This window comes from Iodobacter fluviatilis (assembly GCF_004194535.1).
Lineage (GTDB): Bacteria > Pseudomonadota > Gammaproteobacteria > Burkholderiales > Chitinibacteraceae > Iodobacter > Iodobacter fluviatilis_A.
The window spans coordinates 3484763-3510319 of sequence record NZ_CP025781.1 but is presented as its reverse complement, the minus strand read 5'-3'; the positions used below and the strand labels follow the sequence as shown (position 1 = coordinate 3510319).

At 48.7% G+C, this 25557-nt stretch carries 24 protein-coding genes; 8 read left to right on the top strand and 16 right to left on the bottom strand.

The genetic code is table 11. The annotated features are described in order from the left end of the window. Positions 1-117: 117 nt before the first annotated feature. Complete coding sequence (locus C1H71_RS15600) at positions 118-2571, top strand: adenosylcobalamin-dependent ribonucleoside-diphosphate reductase (protein ID WP_130107373.1); 2454 nt, start codon at positions 118-120, stop codon at positions 2569-2571. A 439-nt stretch (positions 2572-3010) separates the two neighbouring features. Next, positions 3011-4984 (top strand): PhoX family protein, encoded by a 1974-nt coding sequence (locus C1H71_RS15595; RefSeq protein WP_262488310.1) that lies wholly within the window; start codon positions 3011-3013, stop codon positions 4982-4984. Between the two features lie 256 nt (positions 4985-5240). Here C1H71_RS15595 and C1H71_RS15590 read toward each other — a convergent pair whose 3' ends face one another. The 3 genes from C1H71_RS15590 to C1H71_RS15585 form a co-directional block, all read right to left on the bottom strand. Further along, positions 5241-5852, bottom strand: coding sequence for a hypothetical protein (locus C1H71_RS15590; RefSeq protein WP_130107372.1), 612 nt, complete (start codon positions 5850-5852; stop codon positions 5241-5243). A 110-nt stretch (positions 5853-5962) separates the two neighbouring features. Further along, positions 5963-6088: a hypothetical protein gene (locus tag C1H71_RS21575; RefSeq protein ID WP_262488309.1), complete on the bottom strand. Its 126-nt coding sequence runs from the start codon at positions 6086-6088 to the stop codon at positions 5963-5965. Between the two features lie 225 nt (positions 6089-6313). After that, positions 6314-7093: a hypothetical protein gene (locus C1H71_RS15585; RefSeq protein WP_130107371.1), complete on the bottom strand. Its 780-nt coding sequence runs from the start codon at positions 7091-7093 to the stop codon at positions 6314-6316. A 173-nt stretch (positions 7094-7266) separates the two neighbouring features. On the opposite strand from C1H71_RS15585, the gene C1H71_RS15580 reads away from it, so the two are divergent. Together C1H71_RS15580 and C1H71_RS15575 are read left to right on the top strand one after the other, a co-directional pair. Continuing rightward, positions 7267-7605 carry a YnfA family protein gene (locus C1H71_RS15580; protein ID WP_130107370.1) on the top strand — a complete coding sequence of 113 codons (339 nt, stop codon included), beginning with the start codon at positions 7267-7269 and terminating at the stop codon, positions 7603-7605. A 146-nt stretch (positions 7606-7751) separates the two neighbouring features. Continuing rightward, on the top strand, positions 7752-8489 hold the full coding sequence (locus C1H71_RS15575; protein WP_130107369.1) for a transporter substrate-binding domain-containing protein: 738 nt from the start codon (positions 7752-7754) through the stop codon (positions 8487-8489). 129 nt (positions 8490-8618) lie between these two features. Here the strand turns inward: C1H71_RS15575 and C1H71_RS15570 are convergent, their stop codons facing one another. The 3 genes from C1H71_RS15570 to C1H71_RS15560 form a co-directional block, all read right to left on the bottom strand. Further along, the gene (locus tag C1H71_RS15570) at positions 8619-9395 is read right to left on the bottom strand and encodes a ferredoxin--NADP reductase (protein ID WP_130107368.1); all 777 of its coding nucleotides are present in this window, start codon (positions 9393-9395) and stop codon (positions 8619-8621) included. 160 nt (positions 9396-9555) lie between these two features. Beyond that, on the bottom strand, positions 9556-10488 hold the full coding sequence (locus C1H71_RS15565; RefSeq protein WP_130107367.1) for an electron transfer flavoprotein subunit alpha/FixB family protein: 933 nt from the start codon (positions 10486-10488) through the stop codon (positions 9556-9558). Further along, positions 10489-11235, bottom strand: a complete 747-nt coding sequence (locus tag C1H71_RS15560) for an electron transfer flavoprotein subunit beta/FixA family protein (RefSeq protein WP_130107366.1) — start codon at positions 11233-11235, stop codon at positions 10489-10491. It lies immediately after the preceding gene. 241 nt (positions 11236-11476) lie between these two features. Between C1H71_RS15560 and C1H71_RS15555 the strand changes: the two genes are divergently transcribed. Both C1H71_RS15555 and C1H71_RS15550 read left to right on the top strand, forming a co-directional pair. Further along, positions 11477-12397 carry a LysR family transcriptional regulator gene (locus C1H71_RS15555; protein WP_130107365.1) on the top strand — a complete coding sequence of 307 codons (921 nt, stop codon included), beginning with the start codon at positions 11477-11479 and terminating at the stop codon, positions 12395-12397. An 85-nt stretch (positions 12398-12482) separates the two neighbouring features. Beyond that, complete coding sequence (locus C1H71_RS15550; protein ID WP_130107364.1) at positions 12483-12944, top strand: type II toxin-antitoxin system RatA family toxin; 462 nt, start codon at positions 12483-12485, stop codon at positions 12942-12944. A gap of 78 nt (positions 12945-13022) precedes the next feature. Here the strand turns inward: C1H71_RS15550 and C1H71_RS15545 are convergent, their stop codons facing one another. Next, on the bottom strand, positions 13023-13388 hold the full coding sequence (locus C1H71_RS15545; protein WP_130107363.1) for a hypothetical protein: 366 nt from the start codon (positions 13386-13388) through the stop codon (positions 13023-13025). Positions 13389-13833: 445 nt separating this feature from the next. Beyond that, complete coding sequence (locus C1H71_RS15540) at positions 13834-14316, bottom strand: GNAT family N-acetyltransferase (RefSeq protein ID WP_130107362.1); 483 nt, start codon at positions 14314-14316, stop codon at positions 13834-13836. 156 nt (positions 14317-14472) lie between these two features. Between C1H71_RS15540 and C1H71_RS15535 the strand changes: the two genes are divergently transcribed. Further along, on the top strand, positions 14473-16131 hold the full coding sequence (locus C1H71_RS15535) for an electron transfer flavoprotein-ubiquinone oxidoreductase (protein ID WP_262488308.1): 1659 nt from the start codon (positions 14473-14475) through the stop codon (positions 16129-16131). Positions 16132-16182: 51 nt separating this feature from the next. Continuing rightward, the gene (locus C1H71_RS15530) at positions 16183-16920 is read left to right on the top strand and encodes a dienelactone hydrolase family protein (protein WP_130107361.1); all 738 of its coding nucleotides are present in this window, start codon (positions 16183-16185) and stop codon (positions 16918-16920) included. A gap of 85 nt (positions 16921-17005) precedes the next feature. On the opposite strand, the gene C1H71_RS15525 is transcribed toward C1H71_RS15530, so the two are convergent. From C1H71_RS15525 to C1H71_RS21085, 8 genes are read right to left on the bottom strand one after another with little or no spacing between them, the layout of a single operon-like run. Continuing rightward, positions 17006-18412 carry a lipid II flippase MurJ gene (locus C1H71_RS15525; RefSeq protein WP_130107360.1) on the bottom strand — a complete coding sequence of 469 codons (1407 nt, stop codon included), beginning with the start codon at positions 18410-18412 and terminating at the stop codon, positions 17006-17008. Positions 18413-18450: 38 nt separating this feature from the next. Further along, the gene (locus tag C1H71_RS15520; RefSeq protein WP_130107359.1) at positions 18451-19272 is read right to left on the bottom strand and encodes an acyltransferase; all 822 of its coding nucleotides are present in this window, start codon (positions 19270-19272) and stop codon (positions 18451-18453) included. Next, positions 19269-20672, bottom strand: coding sequence for an O-antigen ligase family protein (locus tag C1H71_RS15515; RefSeq protein WP_130107358.1), 1404 nt, complete (start codon positions 20670-20672; stop codon positions 19269-19271). Before C1H71_RS15515 ends, C1H71_RS15520 begins: the two co-directional genes overlap by 4 nt. After that, positions 20669-21784: a glycosyltransferase family 4 protein gene (locus C1H71_RS15510; RefSeq protein ID WP_130107357.1), complete on the bottom strand. Its 1116-nt coding sequence runs from the start codon at positions 21782-21784 to the stop codon at positions 20669-20671. The genes C1H71_RS15515 and C1H71_RS15510 overlap by 4 nt, the downstream gene beginning before the upstream one ends. After that, complete coding sequence (locus C1H71_RS15505; RefSeq protein ID WP_130107356.1) at positions 21768-23027, bottom strand: glycosyltransferase family 4 protein; 1260 nt, start codon at positions 23025-23027, stop codon at positions 21768-21770. Before C1H71_RS15505 ends, C1H71_RS15510 begins: the two co-directional genes overlap by 17 nt. Beyond that, the gene (locus tag C1H71_RS15500; protein WP_130107355.1) at positions 23027-24322 is read right to left on the bottom strand and encodes a GH39 family glycosyl hydrolase; all 1296 of its coding nucleotides are present in this window, start codon (positions 24320-24322) and stop codon (positions 23027-23029) included. The genes C1H71_RS15505 and C1H71_RS15500 overlap by 1 nt, the downstream gene beginning before the upstream one ends. After that, positions 24323-24796, bottom strand: coding sequence for a glycosyltransferase (locus C1H71_RS21090; protein WP_223145892.1), 474 nt, complete (start codon positions 24794-24796; stop codon positions 24323-24325). Next, the gene (locus C1H71_RS21085; RefSeq protein WP_223145891.1) at positions 24793-25506 is read right to left on the bottom strand and encodes a hypothetical protein; all 714 of its coding nucleotides are present in this window, start codon (positions 25504-25506) and stop codon (positions 24793-24795) included. The genes C1H71_RS21090 and C1H71_RS21085 overlap by 4 nt, the downstream gene beginning before the upstream one ends. Positions 25507-25557: the final 51 nt, after the last annotated feature.

Below are 25557 nucleotides of genomic sequence, written 5' to 3'. Positions count from 1 at the left end.
ATATTGCTTTTGAGCAAAAGAAAGTAGGGAAAAACCTGCTATATTGCCCCGCCCCCAAGAACCATAACGCAGTACTGCATGACACCGAACACGATTAATCATTTAGGAAACACCATCATGGCACCGCAAGAAATTTCTCTCGATGTACTTCTAGAAAAGTATGCCAAGGGCACAGAAGCCAGCATTAGCGACGTACAAGAGCGTGTAGCCAGTGCTTTAGCCTTAGTAGAGCAGCCCGATTTGCAGGCTTACTACGGGGAAAAATTCTTGTGGGCGCAGCAAAATGGCTTTGTGCCTGCTGGGCGAATCAACTCTGCAGCGGGGATGAATTTGCGCGCCACGCTGATTAATTGCTTTGTGCAGCCGGTAGGTGATTCTGTATCTGGCCAGAGCGATGGCAAGCCAAGCATTTATACGGCGCTATCAGATGCAGCAGAAACCATGCGCCGTGGTGGTGGAGTGGGCTACGATTTCTCCACTATTCGCCCTAAAGATTCGCTGGTACGCGGCACACGCTCACGCGCCTCTGGGCCGGTTTCGTTTATGCAAGTGTTTAACGCATCGTGCTCTACGGTGGAATCCGCTGGGGCGCGCCGTGGTGCGCAAATGGGCGTATTACGTGGCGATCATCCTGATATTCTGGAATTTATCCGCTCTAAAGACCAAGGCGGCTTAAGCAACTTTAATATCTCGATCGGCGTGACTGATGAGTTTATGCAGGCAGTGAGCAACGATAGCGATTTTTGCTTAGTCCACAAAGCCGAGCCAAGCGAAGAGCGCAAAGCGGCAGGGGCTTATCAGCGTGAAGACGGTGTGTGGGTACACGAAACCATCCGTGCCCGCACGCTGTGGGAAGAGGTGATGAAATCCACCTACGATCACGCCGAGCCTGGAATCTTGTTTTTATCCCGCATGAATACTGATAACAATCTGTATTACTGTGAAACCATCGAAGCCACCAATCCTTGCGCTGAACAGCCTTTGCCAGATTACGGCTGCTGCTGCCTGGGCTCAATTAATCTAACGCGCTTTGTAAAAGAGCCTTTCAGCAAAGACGTTAGCTTTGATTTTGAGGCATTTCAAGCGGTTGTTACCGTGGCGATTCGCATGCTGGATAATGTGCTTGAAGCCACGGCTTGGCCACTGCCACAGCAAAAAGCCGAAGCCATGTCTAAGCGACGCATTGGTCTAGGCTATTTAGGCCTTGGCAGCATGTTGGTCATGATGGGTCTACGCTACGATTCTGACGCGGGCCGCGCGCTGGCGCAGCAAATCTCGACCGTAATGCGCGATGCCGCGTATCTGGCCTCGGTTGATTTAGCCAAAGAAAAAGGCGCATTTACCCTATTTGATAGCACCCAATATCTAGCGGGTCACTTTGCCAAACGCCTGCCTAAGGCCATTCGTGCAGCGATTGCCAAGCATGGCCTACGCAACTCTCATCTATTATCGATTGCGCCTACAGGCACCATTACACTGGCCTTTGCAGACAACGCCTCCAACGGGATCGAGCCTGCTTTCTCATGGGTTTACAACCGTAAAAAACGCATGCAGGACGGCACAACACAAACTTATGAGGTGGCCGATCACGCTTGGCGCTTGTATCGCCAGATGGGCAACGATGTTTCCGACGATAGTAAATTACCCGCGCCCTTTGTAACCGCACTCAATATGTCGGCCAGCGATCATATGAAGATGCTGCAAGTGGTGCAGCCCTTTGTGGATTCGGCCATCTCAAAAACAATCAACGTACCGGCCGATTATCCTTATGCAGATTTCCAGAATCTTTATATGGATGCATGGCGTGCAGGGCTAAAAGGCCTTGCAACTTACCGCCCAAATAGCATTTTGGGCAGCGTGTTATCGGTGTCCAACGAAGCCCCTGCTATCGTTGAAACCATGGCTCCTGATGATGATTTACTGCGCAAACAATTCGATCGCCGCCCACTTGGCGATCTAGAATCGGTCACTTCTAAAGTGCAGTACATGACTTATGAAGGCAAAAAAATTGTTTACCTTACCGTTAGCTTTATCCATATCACCGGCATGGTGGGCGGTGAATTAATCACCATCGAGCGCCCATTTGAGTTCTTTATGCCTGCAGGGCAAAAAAGCGAAGATCAGCAGTGGATTACCGCCAGCATGCGGCTGTTATCTATGGCGGCCCGCTCTGGCGGCTCGATAGCCAAAGCATTGGCCGATCTACGTGAAGTAGTTTGGGATAAAGGCCCAGTGCGCTGCGGTATAATTACTAAGGATGATGGCAGCCAAGCGCCGCTATTCCATGATTCTGAAGTGGCTGCTATTGGTTATTCATTACAGCGCACCCTGATGAAACGCGGCTTTCTAGATGCTGCTGGCAACCAAGTGCCAACCCAAATACTGGCCGAGCGCTTTAAACAAAAACATCAGGATTACGCCATCGATGATTTAGCCGCCAGCGCGGATAGCAGCCCAATCAGCTACATAGCCACCGGCAAAAAATGCCCAGAATGTGGCGCTTACGCCTTACAAAAAGTGGATGGCTGCAGCCGCTGCGTGTCATGCGGTTATGTAGGTGCTTGCGGTTAAATCCAGTTTTGTAAACATAGCAAAACCGCTATTTTCCAAAAAATTGGAAATAGCGGTTTTTTTTCTTCTTTTTATCGCCATAGCTAAACATCACCTGCTTGCATACACATTGAGGGCTGAGTCAATCTACTTACTGAAGTGCTGTCTCATGAATACACACCTTTGTAGCACGCGCCATTTACTCAGAAAACTTTCATCATTCCTACTGTTAAATGCACTCCACCATTGTAAAACCAACTTAAATCATTCATAAACTTACGAAAAACTAAACTATTTAAAACTCAAAGGATGGAATAGCACAGGAAAAACCTTAGACATATGTCATGATTTTGTCATGTAAACACGTTAACTTACGCGCAATAAATGCCACTAGTACTCAATCAGGCATTTGACAAGCACGATTTTCTTTCTGTGACCGGAAATTCTGAGGAGTTATAAATTGTTAGATGAAATGCAAGCTTCCCGCCGTCAAGCCTTAAAATTATTCTCCAGTATTCCACTTTTACCACTGAGTGGTGCATCAGCAGCGTCTATGCTCATGACCGCCTGTGGTGGGGATAGCGATACAACGGCAGTAACACCACCGGGCACATTAAGTTTTGAATCAGCTAGCTTTAGCAGCATGGCAGCCCCAAGCATTAGCGACCCATACGCAATGGGCACCACCAGCGTTGGCTCCGCCCTGAATGTGAAACTCAGCGATGGCACCACACAAAACTTTAAATTGGCTTACAAGCCTTTCTTTATCACCGGTGATTACGTTCCTGATGGTAAAGGCGGCTATAGCCTATCTGGCGGCTATGTTGATATCAACAACAAACCTATTCTGGATACATCTGTAGCCGGCCTTGAAAGACAATTCTTCTCTGATTGTGCAGATGGCACATCATTGATTAACTTAGATAAAGCAACGGTTTCTGGCATCAAGGGCAAAGCGGTGTTTGCGGTTGTTCAGTTTGAATACACCTCAAACAACCAAGCTGGCCAGAGCATGTATGGCCAGCTGCCTTCCCCTATCGCCGTGCTGACGCTAGATCAAGATCAAGCCACAGGTAAGCTAACACTGGTTAAATACCATAATGTAGATACCTCAGCAGCGCACATGCTGTGGATCACCTGTGGTGCCAGCATGTCACCATGGAATACCCACCTCTCCAGCGAAGAATACGAGCCAGATGCGTTTACTGCCTCATCAGATGCACAATTTAAAGCCTTCAGTAAAAATGTATTCGGCGATGAAACCAAAGCAAACCCTTATCACTACGGCCATATGCCAGAAGTAACGGTTAACCCAGATGGCACGGGCTCGATCAAAAAACATTACTGCTTGGGCCGAATCTCGCACGAGCTGATCCAAGTGATGCCAGATAATCGCACCGCTTTAATGGGTGACGATGCAAGCAACAGCGGCTTATTTATTTTCGTGGCAGATAAAGAAAAAGATCTGTCCTCAGGCAGCTTGTACGTGGCTAATGTTGGAACCGGTTTCTCTATCGACCCAGCAGCACCCGGTGCCGCACTGACTTGGATTAAGCTTGGTTCTGCCACCAGCGCAGAAATCGAAAAAATGGCCGATACCCTGAAGCCAAGCGATATCATGACGATTGCAACAAAAGATCCGGCAGATGCAAGCTACACCAAGATTTTTTTAAGTGGTAAAACTCAATGGATCAAAATCAAGCCAGGCATGGAAAAAGCAGCAGCCTTCCTTGAAACTCACCGTTATGCCAGCTTTGTGGGCGCCAGCATGGCCTTCACGAAGATGGAAGGCACCACAGTGAATGTAAAAGACAAAATTGCCTACTCTGCACTGCAAAACATTCAGGGTTCGATGATTGCTGGCGATGCCGCAAACAACCCTGCTTACAATGTTTCACTTGCTAAGAAATTGAGTGCGGGCGGCGTGATGGCGCATACCTTAACGGGTGGCCAAAAAGATTTAGGCGGCGCAGCCATTAATAGCGAATGGGTACCCGTACTGACCAAGGCGTTGATTATTGGTGAAGATATCACCAAAGATATTTTGGGCAACACAGCAAATCCTGACAAGATTGCCAACCCAGATAATCTGAAATTCTCTGAAAAACTACGCACCCTGTTTATTGGTGAAGACAGTAGCCAGCACGTAAATAACTTTGTATGGGCTTACAATATCGACACTAAAGTGCTTTCACGCCTGATTTCTATGCCTGCCGGTGCAGAAGCGACAGGCTTGGTGGTTGCAGATGATGTAAATGGCTGGACTTACATCATGAGCAATTTCCAACACCCAGGCGAATGGATCTCCACTATGGATGCAGCAGCTAAGGCACTGGTTAACCCTATTGTTAATAGCAATTACAAAAACAAATTTGGTTGCGCTGTAGGTTATCTAACTGCTGAAGCCACCAGTATCAAGTTATCTAAAGTATAAAACTCAAAGACCTCGCTCCTAACGGGCCTTGATAAAAAAGCAGCAAGCGAAGAGTATTAACCCCCTAGCAGCCTGTCGGACTTAGACGGTCGAAGCAAAAAATCGCATGGTCGAGACCAGATTTTGCCGGATTTGCAGCGCCAATAACGAGTTATTGGTCAAAAATCTGGTGAAATATAGGCCGATCAGGTGATTTTGCAGCTGACTGATGCTAAGTCCGACAGGCTGCTAGGCTTGCTGCTTTTTTCTTTAAAAATCACAGTAAAGCAAACACCGCGGCCATCGCTAAGAGTAATGAATCCAGCTCTTGAGCCACCTTATTCGCTAGCTCATCAAGTACGCTTGCCTGCCTGCTTAAATCATCTAACTCACACTCGGGAGCAACAGCCGTAGCCAGAGATGGATATAAATACGGCGATTTATGGCGTAACTTCTGCTGCTTGGACACAAGCGCTACCAGTCTTTCTAGGCAAACGGCGATATCAGGGTAGTTATCTTTCACCGCTCTAATCACAAATCCCGCACCGGCAGCCCCTTCACACTTTTCAGCTTTAAGGAGCAGAGCCATGCCTACTAGCCGCTGTGATTTTTCTACGATAGCGGCCAAACGCAGCATGAAATTTTCTTCATGGTAACGGTAAATTTCAAGGCTATCGGAAGGGGTTAGCGCTCGGATAAAACCGCTAGCGGTGGCAAGATTACTCAGATCGAGCTCTAGCTCAGCCAGCTTTTCATACACTTTGGCCACATAGCTTTCTTGGGCACTGGCATGAAAACGCTCGCCCAGCTCGGCTACCGTCTTAAGCATAGCTTGGTAGCGCTCAAAGTAGGGGGCAAGGCTGCGCAAGGCGGGGTGTTCGATCAGCATAGCGGTTCACATTCATTTATTTAAGCGCAGGGATTATCCTTGATAAAGTGCCACTGCGCTTATACAGATATTGCCGATTTTATTTAAACAAAGCCTGCCAGCCCAACAGACTAAAAATAACGACTTCCTTGCCCAAGTAGATGCTGAAATAACGGTGAAAACAAATGGCAAGTAATCACTAACCAAGCCACTACTACCACCAAGGAAACAAGCTGTTCAAATTTTTCTGAAAACATGGGGCACCTCTTATTTAGGCTAAATCTCGCTCTTGCTAGGGTTATCCCTTAGTAAAACAAGCTGCCTAGCTACTCGCTCAATGAGTTAAAAATCATGCTACTAGCTATATAAATTGATTAACTCGCATTTATTGAGCATATTTTATGCCGAACACCCGCTAAATTTCTTAACCATAATCAACATTTTATGAAAGCTTTTGTAAAGTTTTCTCGGCAAAAAATATTTCAATACGCTTGCGCCTCCCTCAGCCAGCCAATTTCCCTTGCCGTTTTTTCGCCAATGATCGTACGGCTCAGATTATCTGGGATGGTGGCCAAAGCCTCGCTAACGGGTACGCGCCCGCCCATCAATTCAGCAAAAGCTTGTGGATAGCGTGGTGATCTATCTGCCTCAGCAAAGCCATCAGGATAGATCGGCATATTGGTGCTCAGATCATACTTATCCGTGGCATTAAGGGTATGCAGTAGCTCATGCCCCACAATCACTAGGTTTTGCTTAGCGTAACGCTTATCCCCAAATAGATTAATCCGCCCAATACGGCCTTTGTTAAGCGCCGTAGAGTGGCTAAGCTGTGGGTGAGTGGCCGGATCATAATATAAAAGATACAAGCGAATATCGGGTGGCACGCTCACTTTTGGGCTATTACGCCATGCAAAATATCTGAACTTTAGACTCCAAATAATGGTGCTAAAGACATTCCCATCCGTAGGTGGCGCAGGAGGGACATTTTTCACCTCAGCCCCCAGCTGTAGCTCAATCGGCCGGTGTATCCCTAAGCGATATTGCTCAGCTTCATTTGAGTAGTACTGCGCCAGCGGCTCAAAATCATCCTTACTTAAGCTGCTTAGATAAGCACTGACCTCAGGGCTGTTGTTTACATTCACTGGATAAACGGCCACATACAAGCCCTGCTTCCACTCTGTTGCACCCTTATCCAGCCAAGTCATCTGAGCAACCTTAGCCAAAATCAGTAACAAAACAATAATTCGAATTTTTTTCCACATACGAGCCTTTCATTTAGCTTGGGCATAATGCCTACGCGTAAGGCAATGCATCCTCACCGCGCAGGCAAGATACACCACTTTTGCCCATCTTCACTTTCTGCATCATTATTTTTCTGCCAAGCTATTCGTGTTACTTATGTTTTAATAAGAACCTAACAAAAACTGACTCCCTTATGGAACACCTCTTCAAAACGTTTCTGCTCTTTGCCGCTACCGCACTATGCGAAATCATCGGCTGCTACCTACCTTATTTGTGGCTACGCAAAGGGGGATCGGCGTTTCTGCTATTACCCGCCGCAATCAGCCTGATGCTGTTTGTTTGGCTGCTCACCCTTCACCCTGCCGCCACTGGCCGAGTCTATGCTGCCTACGGTGGCGTCTATGTGAGCGTTGCGCTGCTGTGGCTATGGCAAGTTGATGGTGTTAAACCAGATCGTTGGGATATAACAGGCTGCATGATTATGCTGATCGGCATGGCGGTGATTTTGCTAGGGCCAAGGGCCAGCAATTAATCCCAGCAAAACCTCGTTTTAAGAAGCTCATATGCTTAAGAATGAAAGCTGCTACTTCGCCAATCTAAACTTGCTTTTTATTCTGTAATCAACCATTGTCAATATCACCATGCATTGAAAAAGCAGTACTATCCGTGCCATTTAAAATGAAAAAATTTATCATTAATATATATTTATTGATATTTTCATCCGCAAACCAATTAAGCTTTGCAGAAGAGTTTAATGTCATTTTACCGCAAGAAGACCCATGGGCTTTTCCAATGCCCCTTGCCCAAGCCCCTAACGCATACTCAGGCATTCTCATTGATTTGCTTAAAGAGTTTGAAAAAAGAAGTGGCCATCACGTTAATATTTCAATCTCCTCCCCTTCCCGAACCATTGTGAGTTTACAGGAGGGGCGTAGTGATTTTTCAATTATGATTTGGGTTAAAAATCACGATCAATACGCAATTAAAGGCGTAAACCTATTCCCTATCCATATTGGCATCAGGGCAAAAAAAGGCGTTCGGGTTATTAGATATGATAATTTAAAAGAAATAACGACGAGTATCCCTAGGGGATTGGAAATTGAGACTGAATTTGATCAAGATAAAACACTAAAAAAAGATGAAGTGCTCGACTATACCGTGGCCATAAAAAAAACCGCGCTAAACCGTGATTCACAGGCAGTGGCTGGCTCATTAGCCACGATCAACTACATTATAAAAAAATTGAATCTTAAGAATGAATTTGGCGATACTTTTTTATTAGGCACTACCCATTTATCCATTCATTTTTCAAAAAATTCTTTAAAAAAACCCTATTATGAAAAAATAAATGGCATTTTTAAAACAATGTTAGAAGATGGTACCGTTAGGGACATCCACCAAAAGTGGATGAACTAATTCAAAAATTTATTTAAATTAAAATAGATCAATAAATTAACCATTTTCCACTACCTTTTACAGATACTAAATATAATTAGATCAAAAAAAAGCCACCCCAAAGGTGGCTTTTCAACATATGTAGAGAGATTACTTCTCAACAAACGCACGCTCAATCACGTAATCGCCAGGCTGGCCGATACGCTTAGAAACTTGGAAGCCGCGAGCATCCAGTAGTGCGCAAGTGTCTTTTAACATGGCTGGGCTACCACAAAGCATAGCGCGGTCAGTTTCTGGGTTGAGCGGAGGCAGGCCGATATCACGCTCTAACTTACCAGATTCAAACAGATCGGTTAAACGACCTTGGTTACGGAAAGGCTCACGCGTCACCGTTGGGTAGTAGATCAACTTTTCCTTAACCGCTTCACCGAAGAACTCATTATGTGGCAGCTCTTTTTCAATAAAGTCAGCGTAAGCCAGCTCGCTCACAGTACGCACGCCGTGCACCAAGATGATTTTTTCGTACTGCTCATAGGCATCTGGGTCTTGAATCAAGCTCATAAATGGCGCAAGGCCGGTACCCGTTGAAAGGTAATAAAGGTTTTTAGCTGGTTTTAGATCACTTAATACCAGCGTACCGGTTGGCTTACGACTAACCAACAGCGGATCGCCTTCTTTCAGATGCTGCAGACGCGAAGTCAGCGGGCCGTCTGGCACTTTAATGCTGAAAAACTCTAGTGTTTCAGAGTAATTTGGGCTGGCAATCGAATACGCACGCATTAGCGGCTTACCGTTCACTTCCAAGCCAATCATTACAAACTGGCCGTTTTCAAAGCGCAGTGAATCATCCCGCGTCGTGGTAAAGCTGAACAACGTATCATTCCAATGGCGAACCGATAACACGTGTTCGGTAGCAAAAGCGCTCATATTTTTCTCTTTAGCTTAAATAAGTTCAGTAATAGCTGAAAACCCAAAGCATAAAACACGGAAGATCACGGAAAAAATCTTTAAACACATTGTTTTTCTCCGTAATCCCCGTGCTCTCCTTAACTCCGTGGTTCAAGGTTTGGGTTTTAATAGTTAATCATTACTCAGCCACCAGCGCAGCAGTCAGCGCGGGTACGGCTTCAAATAAATCGGCCACTAGACCAAAATCGGCCACTTGAAAAATAGCGGCATCTGGGTCTAGGTTGATGGCAACAATCACTTTACTGTCTTTCATTCCCGCCAAGTGCTGAGCAGCGCCAGATACACCCGCAGCGATATACAACTCAGGAGCGACCACAGTGCCGGTCTGGCCCACTTGCAGATCGTTAGGCGCGTAGCCTGCATCCACCGCAGCGCGGGTAGCGCCAATGGCGGCGTTTAACTGAGCAGCCAAGGGATTTAAAATCGCATCAAAGCGGGTTTCCAGTGGGCGGCCACCTGTGATCACCACGCGGGCTGAAGCCAGCTCTGGTCGATCGCTCACGGTATGCGTTGCAGAAACAAAGCGCGCTTGGCTGTGTGCTGCTTGCGCAGCATGACTCACAATACTTACCGGCGCGCTATTGCACGCTGCTTCAAAGCTAGTCGCGCGCACCGTCAAGACTTGCAATGCATCTATGCTTTCTACGGTGGTTAACACGCTACCCGCATAGGTTGGGCGAACATAAGTAGCTGGCGCAGTAATGGTGATGACATCAGAAATCATCGCCACATCCAGCAAGGCTGCTACACGGGGTAAGGCATTTTTGGCAGCAGCAGAATTGGCCGCTAAAATCACTTGATACTTAGGCGCCAGCTCTAAAAGCAAAGCGGCCACATCTTCGGCCAGCGGGTACTGCAAAGATTCAGCATCCACCCGAATTACTTCGCTCACACCGGCAATAGCGGCGGCATCAGCAGCAACGGTGTCTACGCCATGGCCCAGCACCACGAGGTGAATAGGCGTATTCCAAGCCCCCGCTGCGGTAATCGCTTGGCGAGTGGCTTTTTTAATTTGCTTGCCGTCATGTTCGGCTAAAACGAGTACGCTCATTTAGATGGCCCCCACTTCACGCAATTTGCTAACCAACTCTGCCACACTGGCAACTTTAATACCCGCTTTACGCTCAGCAGGCTCGGCAGCTTTTAATAATTTTAAGCGCGGGCTAGCATTGATACCCAGATCCGCAACGGCAATTGTCTCAATCGGCTTTTTCTTTGCCATCATTAAGTTTGGTAATTTTACAAAGCGCGGCTCATTCAAACGTAAATCGGCCGTAATCACTGCGGGTAGCTTCAGTGCCACGGTTTCTGTGCCGCCATCCACTTCACGTACCACCAATGCTTCACCATCAGCAATGGTGATACTAGAAGCAAATGCGCCTTGGCCTGCATTCATCAGCGCCGCCAGCATTTGGCCGGTTTGGCCTGCGTCGTCGTCAATCGCTTGCTTGCCTAAAATCACCAAGCTTGGCTGCTCTTTATCGACCACGGCTTTAAGTAACTTCGCCACGCCAAGCGGTTGAAGCTCAAGATCGCTCTCAAGCAAAATCACGCGGTCTACGCCCATAGCAAGGGCGTGGCGCAATACATCTTGGCAGGCTACGCTGCCAATGGTCACACCCACAATCTCAGTAACCACACCGCGCTCTTTTAGGCGCAATGCTTCTTCTACGGCAATTTCGTCGAAGGGATTGATGCTCATCTTCACGCCAGCAATATCCACATCCGAGCCATCAGCCTTAATACGTGGCCTGATGTTGTAATCCACTACGCGTTTGATCGCGACAAGAACCTTCATAAAATCCCTCCTCAGTAGCGACGTATTTTAGGACAATGTACAATATCTGGTAAATACTATTCTTTGATAAAGATATTCTATTTAGCAGATATGCTAGCCATAAAGGCCTGTATTATAAACAAAGCTCGTTTTGTAGGGTGGGCAAAATGCTTTACCTTGCCCACGCGAACAACACGCTGGCAGTAAAACGTGGGCACAAAAATGGGCACACCCTAGCTATTTTTAACCAATCGAACACGCCATGAACTACACCCTCAGACAGCTCGAAGTATTTACCGCCGTAGCCCGCAGTGAAAATGTTTCACGGGCGGCAGAATCTCTGGGGATGAGCCAATCGGCAACCAGCACTTCGCTAACCGAATTTGAGCGGCAGTTTAAGCTTAAGTTGTTTGATCGGGTAGGCAAAAAGCTACAGTTGAACGAGTTGGGACACATTATTTTGCCCCGTGCGATTGAGCTGCTCGATCGCGCCTCTGAAGTTGAAGCCCTCTTAGAAGGTAAAACTGGCTTTGGCCCTATGCGTATTGGTGCCACACTAACCATCGGTAATTACCTTGCCACGCTGTTAATCGGCGAATTTATGCAAAGCCATCCTGGTTGCCGTATTGATCTGGACGTACATAACACTGCCAATATTGTGAGCAAGGTTGCGCAATTTCAGTTGGATTTTGGCTTGATCGAAGGGGATTGCTCGCACCCTGATTTAATTGCGGCTCCTTGGGTAGGCGACGAGCTAGTGATTTTTGCCGCGCCCGATCATCCGCTCAGCCATAAGGCGGTCGTTACTTTAGATGATTTAATCGCTACGCCATGGATTGCCCGTGAAACTGGATCAGGCACACGGCAAACCTTTGAGCATGGTATGCGGCATGTTTTATCTCAGCTGGATATTCGCTTGGCGCTAGAACATACCGAGGCGATTAAACGTGCGGTGGAATCCGGCATGGGCATTGCCTGTATTTCGCGCTTAGCACTAAAAGAAGCGTTTCGCCGTGGCAGCTTAGTAGAAATCCCTGTAGCTGGCTTAGATTTTAAACGGCAATTCCATTTTATCTGGCATCGGCAAAAATTTATCACCCCCGGCATGGCGCTATTTATTGAGCGCTGCAAAGAAGTGGCGGCTGGGGTAGCAAGTAGTGATCAAATTATTCTAAAACCCTAACAAAAGGCTTATACCTTGACGGCTAAAACAAAAGAATGGGTAAACATGGATTTTCCTAGATTGGCAATGCCGTAGTGGCGCTCTTATGAAAACCATAAAACGCCAAATTGAGATAAATCGACCACAAGTAGAAGTGTTTGATCTGACGCAAGACTATGCAAAACGCCTTGATTGGGATTCATACCTTACTAAAGCTTATCTACTTGGCAATGCTGACGAAGCGGGTATTGGCGTCGATTCATTCTGCCAAAACCGATATGGATCAGTGATGATCTCACGCTATATTTCGTTTAACCGCCCCCACGTAGCCGCTGTCACGATGATCAAAGGCCCATTTATCCTTAAGCGGTTCAGCGGCGCTTGGAACGTAAAGAAAATCAACGAGCAAAGATCAAAACTAACTTTTACATACCATTTTGAATTAAAGGGTGGTGTTATTGGTCGTTTATTACTACCTATTACTTCTCACCTCTTTGCAAGCGACATGAATAAAAGACTATTTGCAATAAAACGATACCTTGAATCAAACATAAAGCGCCCCCGCTGACGTGAGCCGCATCGTTCATTGATAAGCCATAACATTCAGCTCAGATAAACCGCTAGCTCCAGCCCCAGCTAAACCGTTTTACCTTTTTTGTGCATCGATATCCGCCAAAGACTCTGCGCCCTTAGCCGTAATCTCATAACCTACGGCGCCTTCAATCGAGCTGATATGAGATTTCTTAAGCAGAAACTCTTTCACATTTGCATCCAGCAGAGCGATAGGATTTGCTGCAATTTTGCGTAAACCATCGATGCAATGCTTCATAAACAGCGTTTGCGTGCCTCTTTCGGTGATTTTCATAATGCCATTACGGCCATAATCCACGTATTTAAGGCCAGAAAGAAGCTTGGCATATTTCAACACCAATGGGCTAAGCCTTTTGCTTTTTAAGCCACGGCTTACTTCTTTAAGCGCTTCAAATTCGTCGTCTGTTAGTCCAGCATTCATATTGTTATCCTGCCTGTAAGGCTTAAGGGCGGCCATGGTACGCGTCCTTAGTCTGTTGCGTAAACGATGTTGTACAACAATTGTTTTTTAGTGCCTTCGGCACGTTCATTTTGGTGCGTGCGTCCCGCTCCGCGTGGTTCACTCTCTGCATTCAACTCACTTCGCTTAAACACAAATTGACGATACCTTCGTCTTATTTATTCCTCGATCGGCTTGTCTCAGGGAAGATAAAAACACCGATGCCACTATTCGTGATTTAAACAAGGATTAGCTAGCAGCCTGTCGGACTTAGATGGTCGAAGCGAAAAATCGCATGATCGATACCAGATTTTGCCGGATTTGCAGCGTCAATAACGAGTTATTGGTCAAAAATCTGTTGAAATATGGTCCGATCAGGTGATTTTGCAGCTGACTGATGCTAAGTCCGACAGGCTGCTAGAGACGATTACACTAACTTTAGCTGCATCATCGATGCGTGGCCCAGTTTTGGGTCCAGCTCAAAATTTACAAAGCCAACTGCTTTATAGAGCGAATAAGCAGGCGTATTGCCTTCCAATACTTCTAAAGTGATTTTGCAACAGCCTAAGCCACGCGCAACCTCAATCACCTTAGCCATCACCAGCTTAGAAATCCCCACCCCTCTAAAATCGGGGTGCACCGCAAAATCATGAATATTCAGCAGCGGCTGGCAGGCAAAGGTTGAAAAGCCTTCAATACAAATCGCCAAGCCCGCAGGTGCGCCATCGCTAAACGCCAGCACGATATGCACGGTACTGCGTTTTTTTAATTCCGTAATTAAATTGGCATGAGCAAAGGGTGATAAAGCCTGATAACCACCCATAGGATCAAGCGCATATTGATTTAATAAATACACCACCGCCTCGGCATGCTGTGGATGGGATAAATCAGCCTGAATGACTTCCAGCATACAATCTCCTTTATTAGTAATAATAAGTTTGCCACTTAGTTTGATGCTAAGCAAAGCGCCGCCGCTCAATAAGACTTCGCCTTGTGCGATAATGCGCCCCCTGTTGCAGGGAAAACGCCCTGCCATATATAAAATACAATGCAACAAGGAACACCCATGCAAGCAATCACCCGCGATGTGATGGAATACGATGTTTTGATTGTGGGCGCTGGCCCGGCTGGCTTATCGGCGGCGATTCGCGTTAAGCAGTTGGCGGCCAAAGCAAACCAAGAAATCAGCGTCTGTATTTTAGAAAAAGGCGCAGAGGTTGGCGCGCATATTCTGAGCGGCGCGGTGATTGATCCGATTGCACTAGATGAGCTGATCCCAGATTGGAAGGTGCTAGGTGCTCCGCTTAAAACGCCAGTGACAGACGACCACTTTCTGCTACTGGATGAAGATCAGGCTTTCCGCATCCCCAACCTGCTACTTCCCCCACTGATGAATAACCACGGCGCGTATATCGTCAGCCTTGGCAATGTTTGCCGCTGGCTGGCGGAACAAGCCGAGGGCCTTGGTGTAGAAATCTACCCCGGCTTTACCGCCGCTGATGTGCTTTACCATGAAAACGGCGCAGTAAAAGGCGTGGTAACAGGCGATATGGGATTAGATAAAGCGGGTAAGCAAAAAGCTGATTTTGCAGCCGGCATGGAGTTGCACGCTAAATACACGCTGATCGGCGAAGGTGTGCGTGGTTCACTGACCAAGATGCTAGAAGCGCAATTTAATTTACGCGATCAGGCTGACACACAAAAATACGGCATCGGCTTTAAAGAGCTGTGGCAGGTTGCACCAAGCAAACATCAACCCGGCCTTGTGAGCCATTCTCAAGGCTGGCCGCTGGACAACAGCACCGGCGGCGGCTCGTTTATTTATCACCTAGAAGACAATCTGGTGGCCGTTGGCTTTGTCGTGCATTTGAACTACAGCAACCCAAACCTCAGTCCTTTTGATGAATTTCAACGTTTTAAAACACACCCAAGTATTCGCGGCCTGTTTGAAGGCGGCAAACGCTTAAGCTACGGGGCAAGAGCAATCTCTGAAGGCGGTTTGCAATCCATTCCAGAACTGACTTTCCCAGGTGGCGCGCTGATCGGCTGTGCTGCAGGCTTTTTAAATGTGCCACGCATTAAGGGCACACATAATGCGATGAAGAGTGGCATGCTAGCCGCCGAGGCCGTGGTGGAAGCACTCGCGGCAGGCCGCAGCAACGATGAGCTAATTGCTTATCCGGCGGCGATTAAAGCCTCTTGGGTTTGGCAGGATTTAGATAAGGTCAGAAATATCAAGCCTGCGCTGTCAAAATTCGGCAATATTTTTGGTTCAATGTATGGTGGTTTTGAGATGTGGCTAGCCAGCTTTGGCGTGCGCCTGCCTTGGACTTTCCGCCATAACAAACCTGACCATGCTTGCCTAAAGCCTGCTAATGAATGCTCGCCAATTAACTACCCTAAGCCAGATGGTAAGGTAAGCTTTGATAAACTGTCGTCAGTTTATATATCTAATGTAAACCACGAAGAAAACCAGCCCTGTCATTTGCACTTGGCCGATATTGAACTTGCGATCAAAGTTAACATTGCTCTATATAATTCACCTGAAAGTCGCTATTGCCCAGCGGGTGTATATGAAGTAATCCAAACGGACACAGGCCCTCGCCCGCACATCAATGCGCAAAACTGTATTCACTGCAAAACCTGCGATATTAAAGATCCAACGCAAAATATCACGTGGACAACACCAGAAGGCGGCGGCGGGCCTCATTATCCGAATATGTAATGTACCGCGAGGGCATAAGCAGTATGCCCTCGCTACATACCAAGGAATAATATGATTATCCAGAAAGAGATTGTCGATCTTGCTACCCCCACCGGCCTGATGCGCACCTATGTGCACCGACCAGAGGGCGATAAAGCCTATCCGGTGATCTTGCTATATTCAGAGATTTTTCAGCAGACCGGCCCGATTGAACGCGCGGCAAGACTGATGGCTGGGCATGGCTATGCGGTGCTAGTACCAGAAATTTTTCATGAGCTAAACCCCCTCGGCACGGTGCTGGCGTACGATCAAGCCGGCAGCGATAAAGGTAATAGCGATAAGATGGGTAAATCTATTGAAAGCTACGACACCGATAATCAGGCCATGATTACTTGGCTGGCGGATCAGCCCTGGTGCAACGGGCAAATCGGTGCGATGGGCTTTTGCATCGGTGGCCATCTGGCTTTCCGAGCGGCCTTACAGCCACAAATCAAAGCCACGGCCTGCTTTTACCCTACCGATCTGCACACCCGTGTTATTCCAAACCAAGCAGGCCAGCACAGCATGGACAGACTCGCCGATATTTCTGGCGAACTACTGATGTTCTGGGGCAAGCAAGACCCACATATCCCCGCCGCAGGCCGCGCATTGGTTTATCAACAACTCTCAGCAGCAGACATTAACTTTAGCTGGCACGAAGTCAATGGTCAGCATGCCTTTATGCGTGATGAAGGCCATCGCTACGACGCGCAATTAGCCATGCTTGGCTATCAGTCTGCGCTTGGTTTATTTGGCCGTGTTTTAGCCTAAGACCCCAAACGGCGGCGTGTTGCCCTTTCTGAATAAAGACCTAGGTCTTTATTCAGATAGATGGCATCAAACCAAGAAAACCTGCTCATAAACTAGCTAAATATTTTTTAAATCGATAAGCCCCTATGGCAAAGAGCAGCAGCGCCGCAAATACAGCAGCACCAAGCTGCACCAACCGCCCCTGAGTTGTCCAGTTAAAGACCAGCCCCGCTGCAGCACAGAGTAATAAAGCACCGGCCCCCCATTGCAACAGCTTACTTAATAAGGCTTGGTCAATCTTGCGGCAAAGCAGCAAACCGGTGCTTAATACCCCCCCCATCACCGCAGCAGCAATCCCCCATACCCCAAAAAAAACGGGTAAGCCAAGCAAGAGCATCGCTTGTATTACACTGCCGCTTAGCTCGCAGATTAAAGGGGTACGGGTATTGGCAGCAGCATAGTAATAACGTGCCAGCAAAGCATTCCATGCGCCAAAAATAATCGATACCGCAAATAAAGCCAGTAAAGCTGGGAGCGGGCCAGAGGCTAGGCCAGCAGGCAGAAGTAAATCCACTAAGGCCGGTGCAGCCGCTATCAATCCTACGGCGGCAGGCAGTGTCAGCAAAGTGCACAGTAGCAGGCCCGTATCTAGCATCTGCCGCCGCGCTGATGCCCCCTCGCCGCTCATTTTCCCCAGCAGTACTTGATTGAGGCTCATCAGAGCAATCAGCGGGATGTTGACTAATTTACGCGCTAGATTCAGTAAAGTGACCGATCCTTCCCCCAGCAAGGAGGCCACAAGTCTTTCCAGCAAACTTAGCCCTTGGCTGGCGGCACTGCTGCTCAACAGCGGCCAAAGCTGCTTCCATAAGGCGGCATGATCACCAGCAAGGGGGCGATACCAAGGCCGCCAGCCCGTGCGCCAAGCCGAAGGCAATAAAAGCAGCACCATCAAAACACTGCCCAAAATAAAACACTGAGCCAGCACCACGGGGTCGGCCGTTTTTTTCGCCACCCAGAGATACAGCACCACGGGCAGATTAAATAAGAACGACCCCAGCCCCGGCAACACAAAGCGGCCATCGGCCTGAGCGGGGATAGTTAAAATGGCCTGCAGCATCAAGCCAGGAATCACCCATGCAAGCCAGCGCAGCGCCTCTGTGGCTAGTATTGCATCCGCCACGGATAAGCCAGGCCCTATGACTCTGACCAGATAAGGCGCCGCAAGGGTGATTAGCAATGCTAAAAGCAGCCCCAACCATAAAAACTGCCGGATTTGCCCTGCCAGCCAGCGATTGCGTGAGGGGTGAGCTTGCAAAAGCGGCAGAGCCGCCGCCGACAACAAGCCTCCGGCGAGCATGGTGCGTAATGCTTCAGGTAAAAATAGGGCGACCAGATAGGCATCGGTACGCCCTCCCGCCCCCCAATCCGCTACCAGCAGCCATTCACGCCCAAAGCCAAGAATCAGCCCAGCTAGGGTGGCCAGCGTCAGTAAAAAAGTGCTACTTAGCATGGTTAGCTCAGCTCAAACAATAGGCTCAAAATTAACCTTTAATAAAACAGGGTAAATAGGCCTTTTCCGCCCACTTTGTAATTTAAATCATGCGGACGTTCGCCCATCACTTTGGCCCCTGAGCCGCCGACAATTTTATAAGGGGCAATTTCTTTGCTGACCAGTGTATTAGCGGTAACTACAGCACCACGCCCTATGCGCGAGCCGTGGCCAATCAGTGCTCCTGTGGCAATCCATGCATAATCATCAATGTAAATCGGCGCAGAAACAGACCAGAACTCCGGTGCAGTTAAATCATGGCTACCTGCAATAATTTTGGCATACGAGGCCACCGCCACATGGTCGCCAATAATCAACCCTGCACGGGCATCAACCTGGCAGTGCCAAGCAATGCAACTGTCATCCCCGATCACTAGGTTTTCTACACCCAGAATTTCTGTCGTGCGCCAGACGGCCGAGCCCTTGCCAATTTTTGCCCCACCAAGGCGCAGCCAAGCCAGCCTTACATGATGGCTTGGAATTTTATTAATCAGAATGTTGTAACACTGCTCCCAAACCCGCAACCAGCGGTCTTTAAACGTGGGCCAGTTAATGCCGTAGCGGGGAACTAGCGTGGTAGGAAGCTCATCGCGCAGCAAAGCATAAAAGCGCCTAGCCAAAGGCTGATCGATCCGAGTTTCGATATTAACCGAGCAGATGGATACGCGCGGGTTGGCAACATCGCCCTCTTCAAACACCACCTCATTTGCCAGCATCCATTCATAGCTTTTTGCCAGTTCTGCCGAATCTACCACCAGTTGTTGCGCATACTGATCCAGCTGACTGCGCAGTGCCGTGGAATGATAAACACGATGTTTCATAGCGAGCTCTTCCTATAAAGATCCGCTCTAGGAAGCGGCTCATGGTTCTGATTTAAGCGACGTGCAGATTGCAGATTAATGGCCATCACTAACCAGAATAAGGCAATCAGCACCATGGTAAAGCTATAGTAGTGATCAAACAGCCCAGTCAGCAGTGCCGCCAGCACCCCCGCCCCTGAGCCCACCCATATGCTTCGTTCCGCATTCAGCTTTGAGAGTCTGTCCACCGGCCTGCACTCACGCCACCACGCCAGCGTTACGGCAATAAACAACAACATGCCAGGCAGCCCCAGTTTGTAAACATAGTTTAGCCACAAATTAGAAATCCCCAACAAGCCCGTAGCGGGTGGTGGCGGATCAATTTTGAAACCAATACCCAGCGGATAGCGGGCCATTGCATCAGGGAAACGCCGGTATTCATCCATGCGAATCTCAGTACTGGCATTGGTCGATGAAAAAGTCGTCGCCAGCCGTTCCTGTAAAGGCGGGTAAAACACGACCAACGCAGCCCCTAACGCTAGCGCCAGCCCAATCACTCGCCCAGCATAAGGCGCACGGACAGAGGTGAGCCAAAACAGCACCAATGCCAAGCTCACAATGGCACCGCGCGAGCTACTAAACAGCAGCCCTGCAGCCCCAAGGATTGCCACACTAAAACCCAACAAACGCCGCCAACCGCTTTGTAAAAGCGCATAGAAAAAGGCTAGCGGCAGAAATAGCGCCAGCACGCCTCCGGTTAGATTAGGGTGCACCCAAGGTGATGCCATGCGGGAGAAATTAGCCGAAAAAATATCTTTCACCGCCTCAGGATGGGCGTATTTCAGCTTTTCTAGAATCACAATAAAGCTATTGGCGTTGTGATCCTTTAAAAACATCCCTACCGATAACAACAACATTGTTAACGAGCCAAGTAGCAGTGAAACAATCAATTGATCCCGCTGCTGCGGGCTTTTTACCAAAATAGGGAATAAAAATAACGGCGATAAATTAATCAGCCAGCGTAGCCAGTTCACAAGGCCGTTGCCTTCTGCATTAATCATCAGCTGGCCAAATATAAAAGGCAGCGCACTGTACAGCATCAACAAACGTAAGCGGGATTCCGTTTTGCCAGACTGCCAAGACAGCTGCCCCTGAACCATCTGCAGAAAAACCCCCAGCCATACCAAACCGAGCAAGGCCTCAGAGATCGTCACCCGCATGCCGATATTGACCGTGGTATAGGGAATAAAGGTCGCCACAAAAGCAAACATCAATAGCCCGCTAAAAGGTTGGCGGACAATGACTAAGGCCACCACCGCGGCTAGCATGCTCATCAGCATGGCAGGCACAGAAACAAAAGTCAGAATGGCAGCAAACAGCAGAGCGCACAATAAGGCCAGCCCACACGAAAACCTACTCATTGCGGCATACTCAACACACCTTGCAGCAATGCATGCACCCGCTTTGTGTAAGCAGGCATGGCAAACTCATCTGCCCATACCTGACGGGCCGCCCAGCGTAAGGGCTGAGGACGTACTGCCAGCTCTAACATCAACTGCTGTAAACCAGCGGTATCCAGCGGAGAGAAACGGGGACTATCTGTTGGGCAAATCTCATCCAGAGCCGAACCCAAGGCAACGGCCACCGCAGCGCCCTGCGCTAGCGCTTCAAGCACTGGCAGTCCAAATCCTTCCGCTAGCGATGGCTGCCACAGACAGCTGGTTTGTGCGTACAGCGATAATAATTCGGCATCGCTGATGCCTGATACAAAATACATGCCATCCGCAGCACGCAACTCAAGGGGTAAATCATCAGCACTGCCAACCAGTACTAGAGCAGGTACACTGGCATTCTGCTGTCGCGCTTGCTGCCAGCACTGCACAAACCAAGGGATATTCTTACGCGGCTCTCTGGTTCCAACCACTAGCCAGAATAAAGCGGGCAGCGCTGGGAAAGTACACAGCGGATCCGGTGCGGCAAGGGCAGGCACGGCATTGGGCAGCACAGAAATTTTACCTGCTGCCTCGGGAAACAAGTACCGAGCCTGATCGGCAGTAAAGACTGAAGGCGTCCAGATTGCGTCAGCCAGCGCCACCGAGCTGCTGATCCCCAAACGATCAATTTGCCGGTAAACCATCGCCTTCAAGCGGCTGCTGTGATGATTAGCCATTGTTAGCTGAAAAACATCGTGCAGCAGCAAAATATAGCGGGTATGTGCCGGAGCTCGCCACACTGGCAAGCCGGTATTGGCTGTAGCAATATAAATATCAAGCTCTGCTGCTGCGATGGCTGCAGGCAAAAAACGCAGCTCAAAATTCACCCGCTCCCGTGGCCGGTGCAGACCATATACAGGGCTGGCCGTCGCCGGACAGTGCGCCAGCATACGATGAGGGTGGCCCAGCGGCGCAGCGGTAAAACGGTGTAACTGCGCGTTTTCTCCGGCCAGAATAGCCTGCTCAAGTGCCAGTACCTGCCGCGCAATACCTGAATAAGGCGCTGCGGTTACCGGACGATAATCAATTCCTATCTGCATATTTTATTTTCTGATAGAGAGTTTCAAGCTGGCTGGCACTGATCTGCCAGTCATTGTTTTGGCACACATAATATCGTCCTGCTTCTGCCATTGGCCTTGCCAACTCCCCCTGATGTAGTAACTGCAGCAGGGCTTGCGCTAGCTCAGTAGCCGTTGTTCCAACTAGATAATCATGGCCATCCTGCAGCGCCAGCCCAGATACCCCCTGAGGCGTACTCACTAGAGGCAGACCCGCCGCCAGCGCTTCCAGCACCTTCAGTTTAGAGCCTCCACCTTCGCGCAGTGCCGCCAAAAACACCGCTGATTGTTGCTGCTCCAGCGTTAAATCCTCAACAAAACCCTGCCACTCAATACGCGGATCTGGCCAGCGTTCACGCCAAGCAGCTGGCATGGCATAGCCACAAATTGCAAAACGCACGTCGGGCATCTGCTGCCAAACCAGAGGCAAAATCTCGTCAAGGCTCCAAGCCACTGCATCTAGGTTAGGTGGATATTCAAAATTGCCCACAAACAAAACCCGCTGGCTGTCTAAATTAGGCTGCACACAGGCAAATGCAGCGGTATCAACGCCATTGATCACCACATCCACTTCACGCTGGCAATGTTCAGCCAAGTTTCTTGCATCCCCTGCAGTTACTGCGGCCACCTTATATGGCAAACCTAATATTTTTTTCTCCCAGCGGCGATAACGCCACTGATCAAAGTAAATATAAAGCCGCAGCCAAATTGGCAGCTGTTGGTAAGTTGCTGCGCCTATCGATGATTCAACATTGTGTTCAGTCAGTAAAAAAGGTTGTTTTTTTTGCTGCAGATGCCGGAAAAATGGCTGCAGGCCATAGCTATGCTCTATCTGCACCACATCCCAATCTTCGGTTAGCAAATCAGCAAAGACGCGCTCCAGTGCAGGAGCAAATCCATTCACACTCACCAACAAAGGGTAAGGTGCAAATACCGCAGCCAAGAGAGTGAGCGGGTGCTTGATTGGCCTGCGCGGCAATACAATCAGCCTGTCTACAATCGTTTCAAGATGGGCTTTTGTACTCGCCGACAGTGGTGTCTTACTTTGCACCAGTAAAGTAATGCAGTGCCCTTTATTGGCTAATGTGCGCAGCAAATGAAACTGGCGTAGCTTTCCGCCACTACTGGTGGGCCAAGGCAGATAGGGTAAGGTCCAGAGAATTTTTAAGGGTGGAGTTGTCGATGACAGCAGGGCGGCGCGGGGCTGTGATTGTGTGTGCACCATTAGCGCCATTCCAATATTTGCAGTTGATGCGTCACGGCCAGACGGCCTGACTTTAAGGCTGTTTTAGCGCCAGTGAGCGGCTGATACAGCGTTGCACCTTGAGCGATAGCTACATCAATCACGCCCGGCTCATCCGCCCAAAACATCCAGAGCTTACTGCCATCAGGTTTTTTCCATGCAATGCTGTACAGGCCATTAATCGAGCCTTTATAGCTTGGTGCCTCTCCAGGAAACAGGCTAGGACCAGTAATTTTTAGAAATTGCGCTAGCGCCTTATAGGCAGGCTTAGGTTTACCATGTAAATCCAGCAGGCCATAGCTACGATCACGCACGCCCGCACGGCTATCTAAATCAGACAGCGCAAACAAAAATACCCGATCAAAATCGGAAACACTCATCAGCACCAGCCTGCGTAAAAGATAATCTGCCTGTCCAACTTCACCAATCAGGCTTTGCTCTTCCTTAGGCCCTGCATAGCTAGACCAGCCCCACTCTGTCGCCCAGATTCCTGGCACTTTCATGGCGCGTAAACGCTGGTTAATTTCTTTAGAACGCAAAATAAAATCACGCTCTTTGACATCGTCCCCCTCAGGCTCTTGGCTATAGGGGTGATAAGCAACAATCGCCCCCAGCCCTAGCGCACCCATTTTGCCCAGCTCTTCCAGCATTAGCCCCCCTTTAACCGGCATCTGGCTGTAATAGGCCATACCCGCCATCACAACCGGCTTGGCTGGTGCGATCTGCTTGAGCACACGCACCGAAGACTGCAGCAGCCTGCCATAATCTGCAGCATTTTCAGCGGGCCGCCAGAAGGCCGGTAAATTAGGCTCATTCCATACCTGCCAAGCATCCACCGAAGGGTAACGCTTAGCCAGCATGCCCATGCGCTTTGCAAAAACCTCATAATCTTTTGGTGGATACTGGTCTTTATTGCCTGCCAGAGCCGGTGCACTGCTGGCAAAAGGTGCCGAACCAACCAAATAAAAAACTGATTTTAACTGCTTGTCTTTCAAAGCATCGACCACAGTATCTATGGGCTTAAAGAGATAGTCATTTTCTTTGGTTTCATGCCTATCCCAGTGTAAATCTACCCGTGTCCACTCCAAGCCAAGATCCCGCAGCCTGTCCATCTGCAAGGCTGCCTGCGGAGGGCTAAACCATAAAAAGTGCGCATTAACACCTAAAAAATCCCGCCAAACGACAGGCCGAGGCGCGACAAGCCGCGTTTCTGCCGCAAGCACCGAGCAAGCCAGCAAAAACAATAAGCAGGCAACACAACCATTTTTAAAGTGCATTTATTTTCCTTCAACTAGGCTACCGAACAAGGCCTTAAACTGCTTAGCGGTTTCAGGCCATGCTCTGGCCTGCCCCAGCTTTTGTGCATTGATACTTCTTTCTAGTAAAAGATCAGGCTGATCCAATAGGCATTGCAGCTCAGCCGCTAAGGCCACCGTATCGCCTTGAGCATAAATTGCACCATTTCCAAATGAAACTTCTTCAGAAAAAGAACGAGCATCTGAAGCCACTACGCTGCGCCCACAGGCTGCGGCCCATGACAACACGCCACTGGTTCCACGCATTTGCCCCAAATAAGCTAGTTTTTTAGATTCTTGATATGGCAAAATAAGCACATGATGAGACTGGATCAAAGCCGCAATTTTTTCCTGTGGCACATCTGTCTGCCAGCGGACAAAACCATCAGGCAAGCCAGATAAGGCAATCTTATTTTTTAATTCATCCAGATAAGACGAACCATTGGCAAAAGTCATTTCCGGTGCAGTCCCCCCGCCAGAGTTAAAGATACAGCGACATAAGGCCGCTGTATCTTTAACAACGCCAGCGCATCAATCAGGTCCTCAATTCCTTTTCCTCGATAGATAAAGCCAAAGTACAGAATCTGCAAAAGCCCAGACGGAGGAAGAGCGGGTAGAGGTTGAGCGGCGATAATTTGATTACCATGAGCAATCTTGCGCACCTTGCCATCCGGCAGACGCATACGCTCAGTCAGGCAACGTCCCCCCATTGCGGTTAAGGTAATCAAAACCCGCAGTTTTGCGGCAAGGCGGCGCTCTCTTGCTAAAGTGAATGGATCACACAACAAAATCAGCAGCTGATAAACCCAGCGGGGAAGCAACCTGTTCAGCAGCAAAGGCCAGCCAGCAGGACGCCAGATCAGGCGTTCAGGATCGTGCACTGTGGCGCTTAAAGGTAAACTTGGATAATGCTCGGACAGCCACTCTAGCGCCATAAACTCACCGCTGCGCCCACCGCCAAGCTCCGCATGAACCAGATCAAACTTCTGCCAGTCAATGCTCTGCATCTGCCGAGCGATACCACTCGGACGATCGGCAAGCCGCTGATTTTTAAATGGAGCGATCAGTTGCAGGCTCTCCTGACTGAGCGCCTGCTGCAAGGAAAAAGCATAATCTGCAATGCCATTTTGTTCTGGTGGCAATGGTGCAATGAGCGCAATTCGCATAAATAGCCTTATTAAGAGCTCAGTTATTATTACAGCTTTATAGAGCTATAA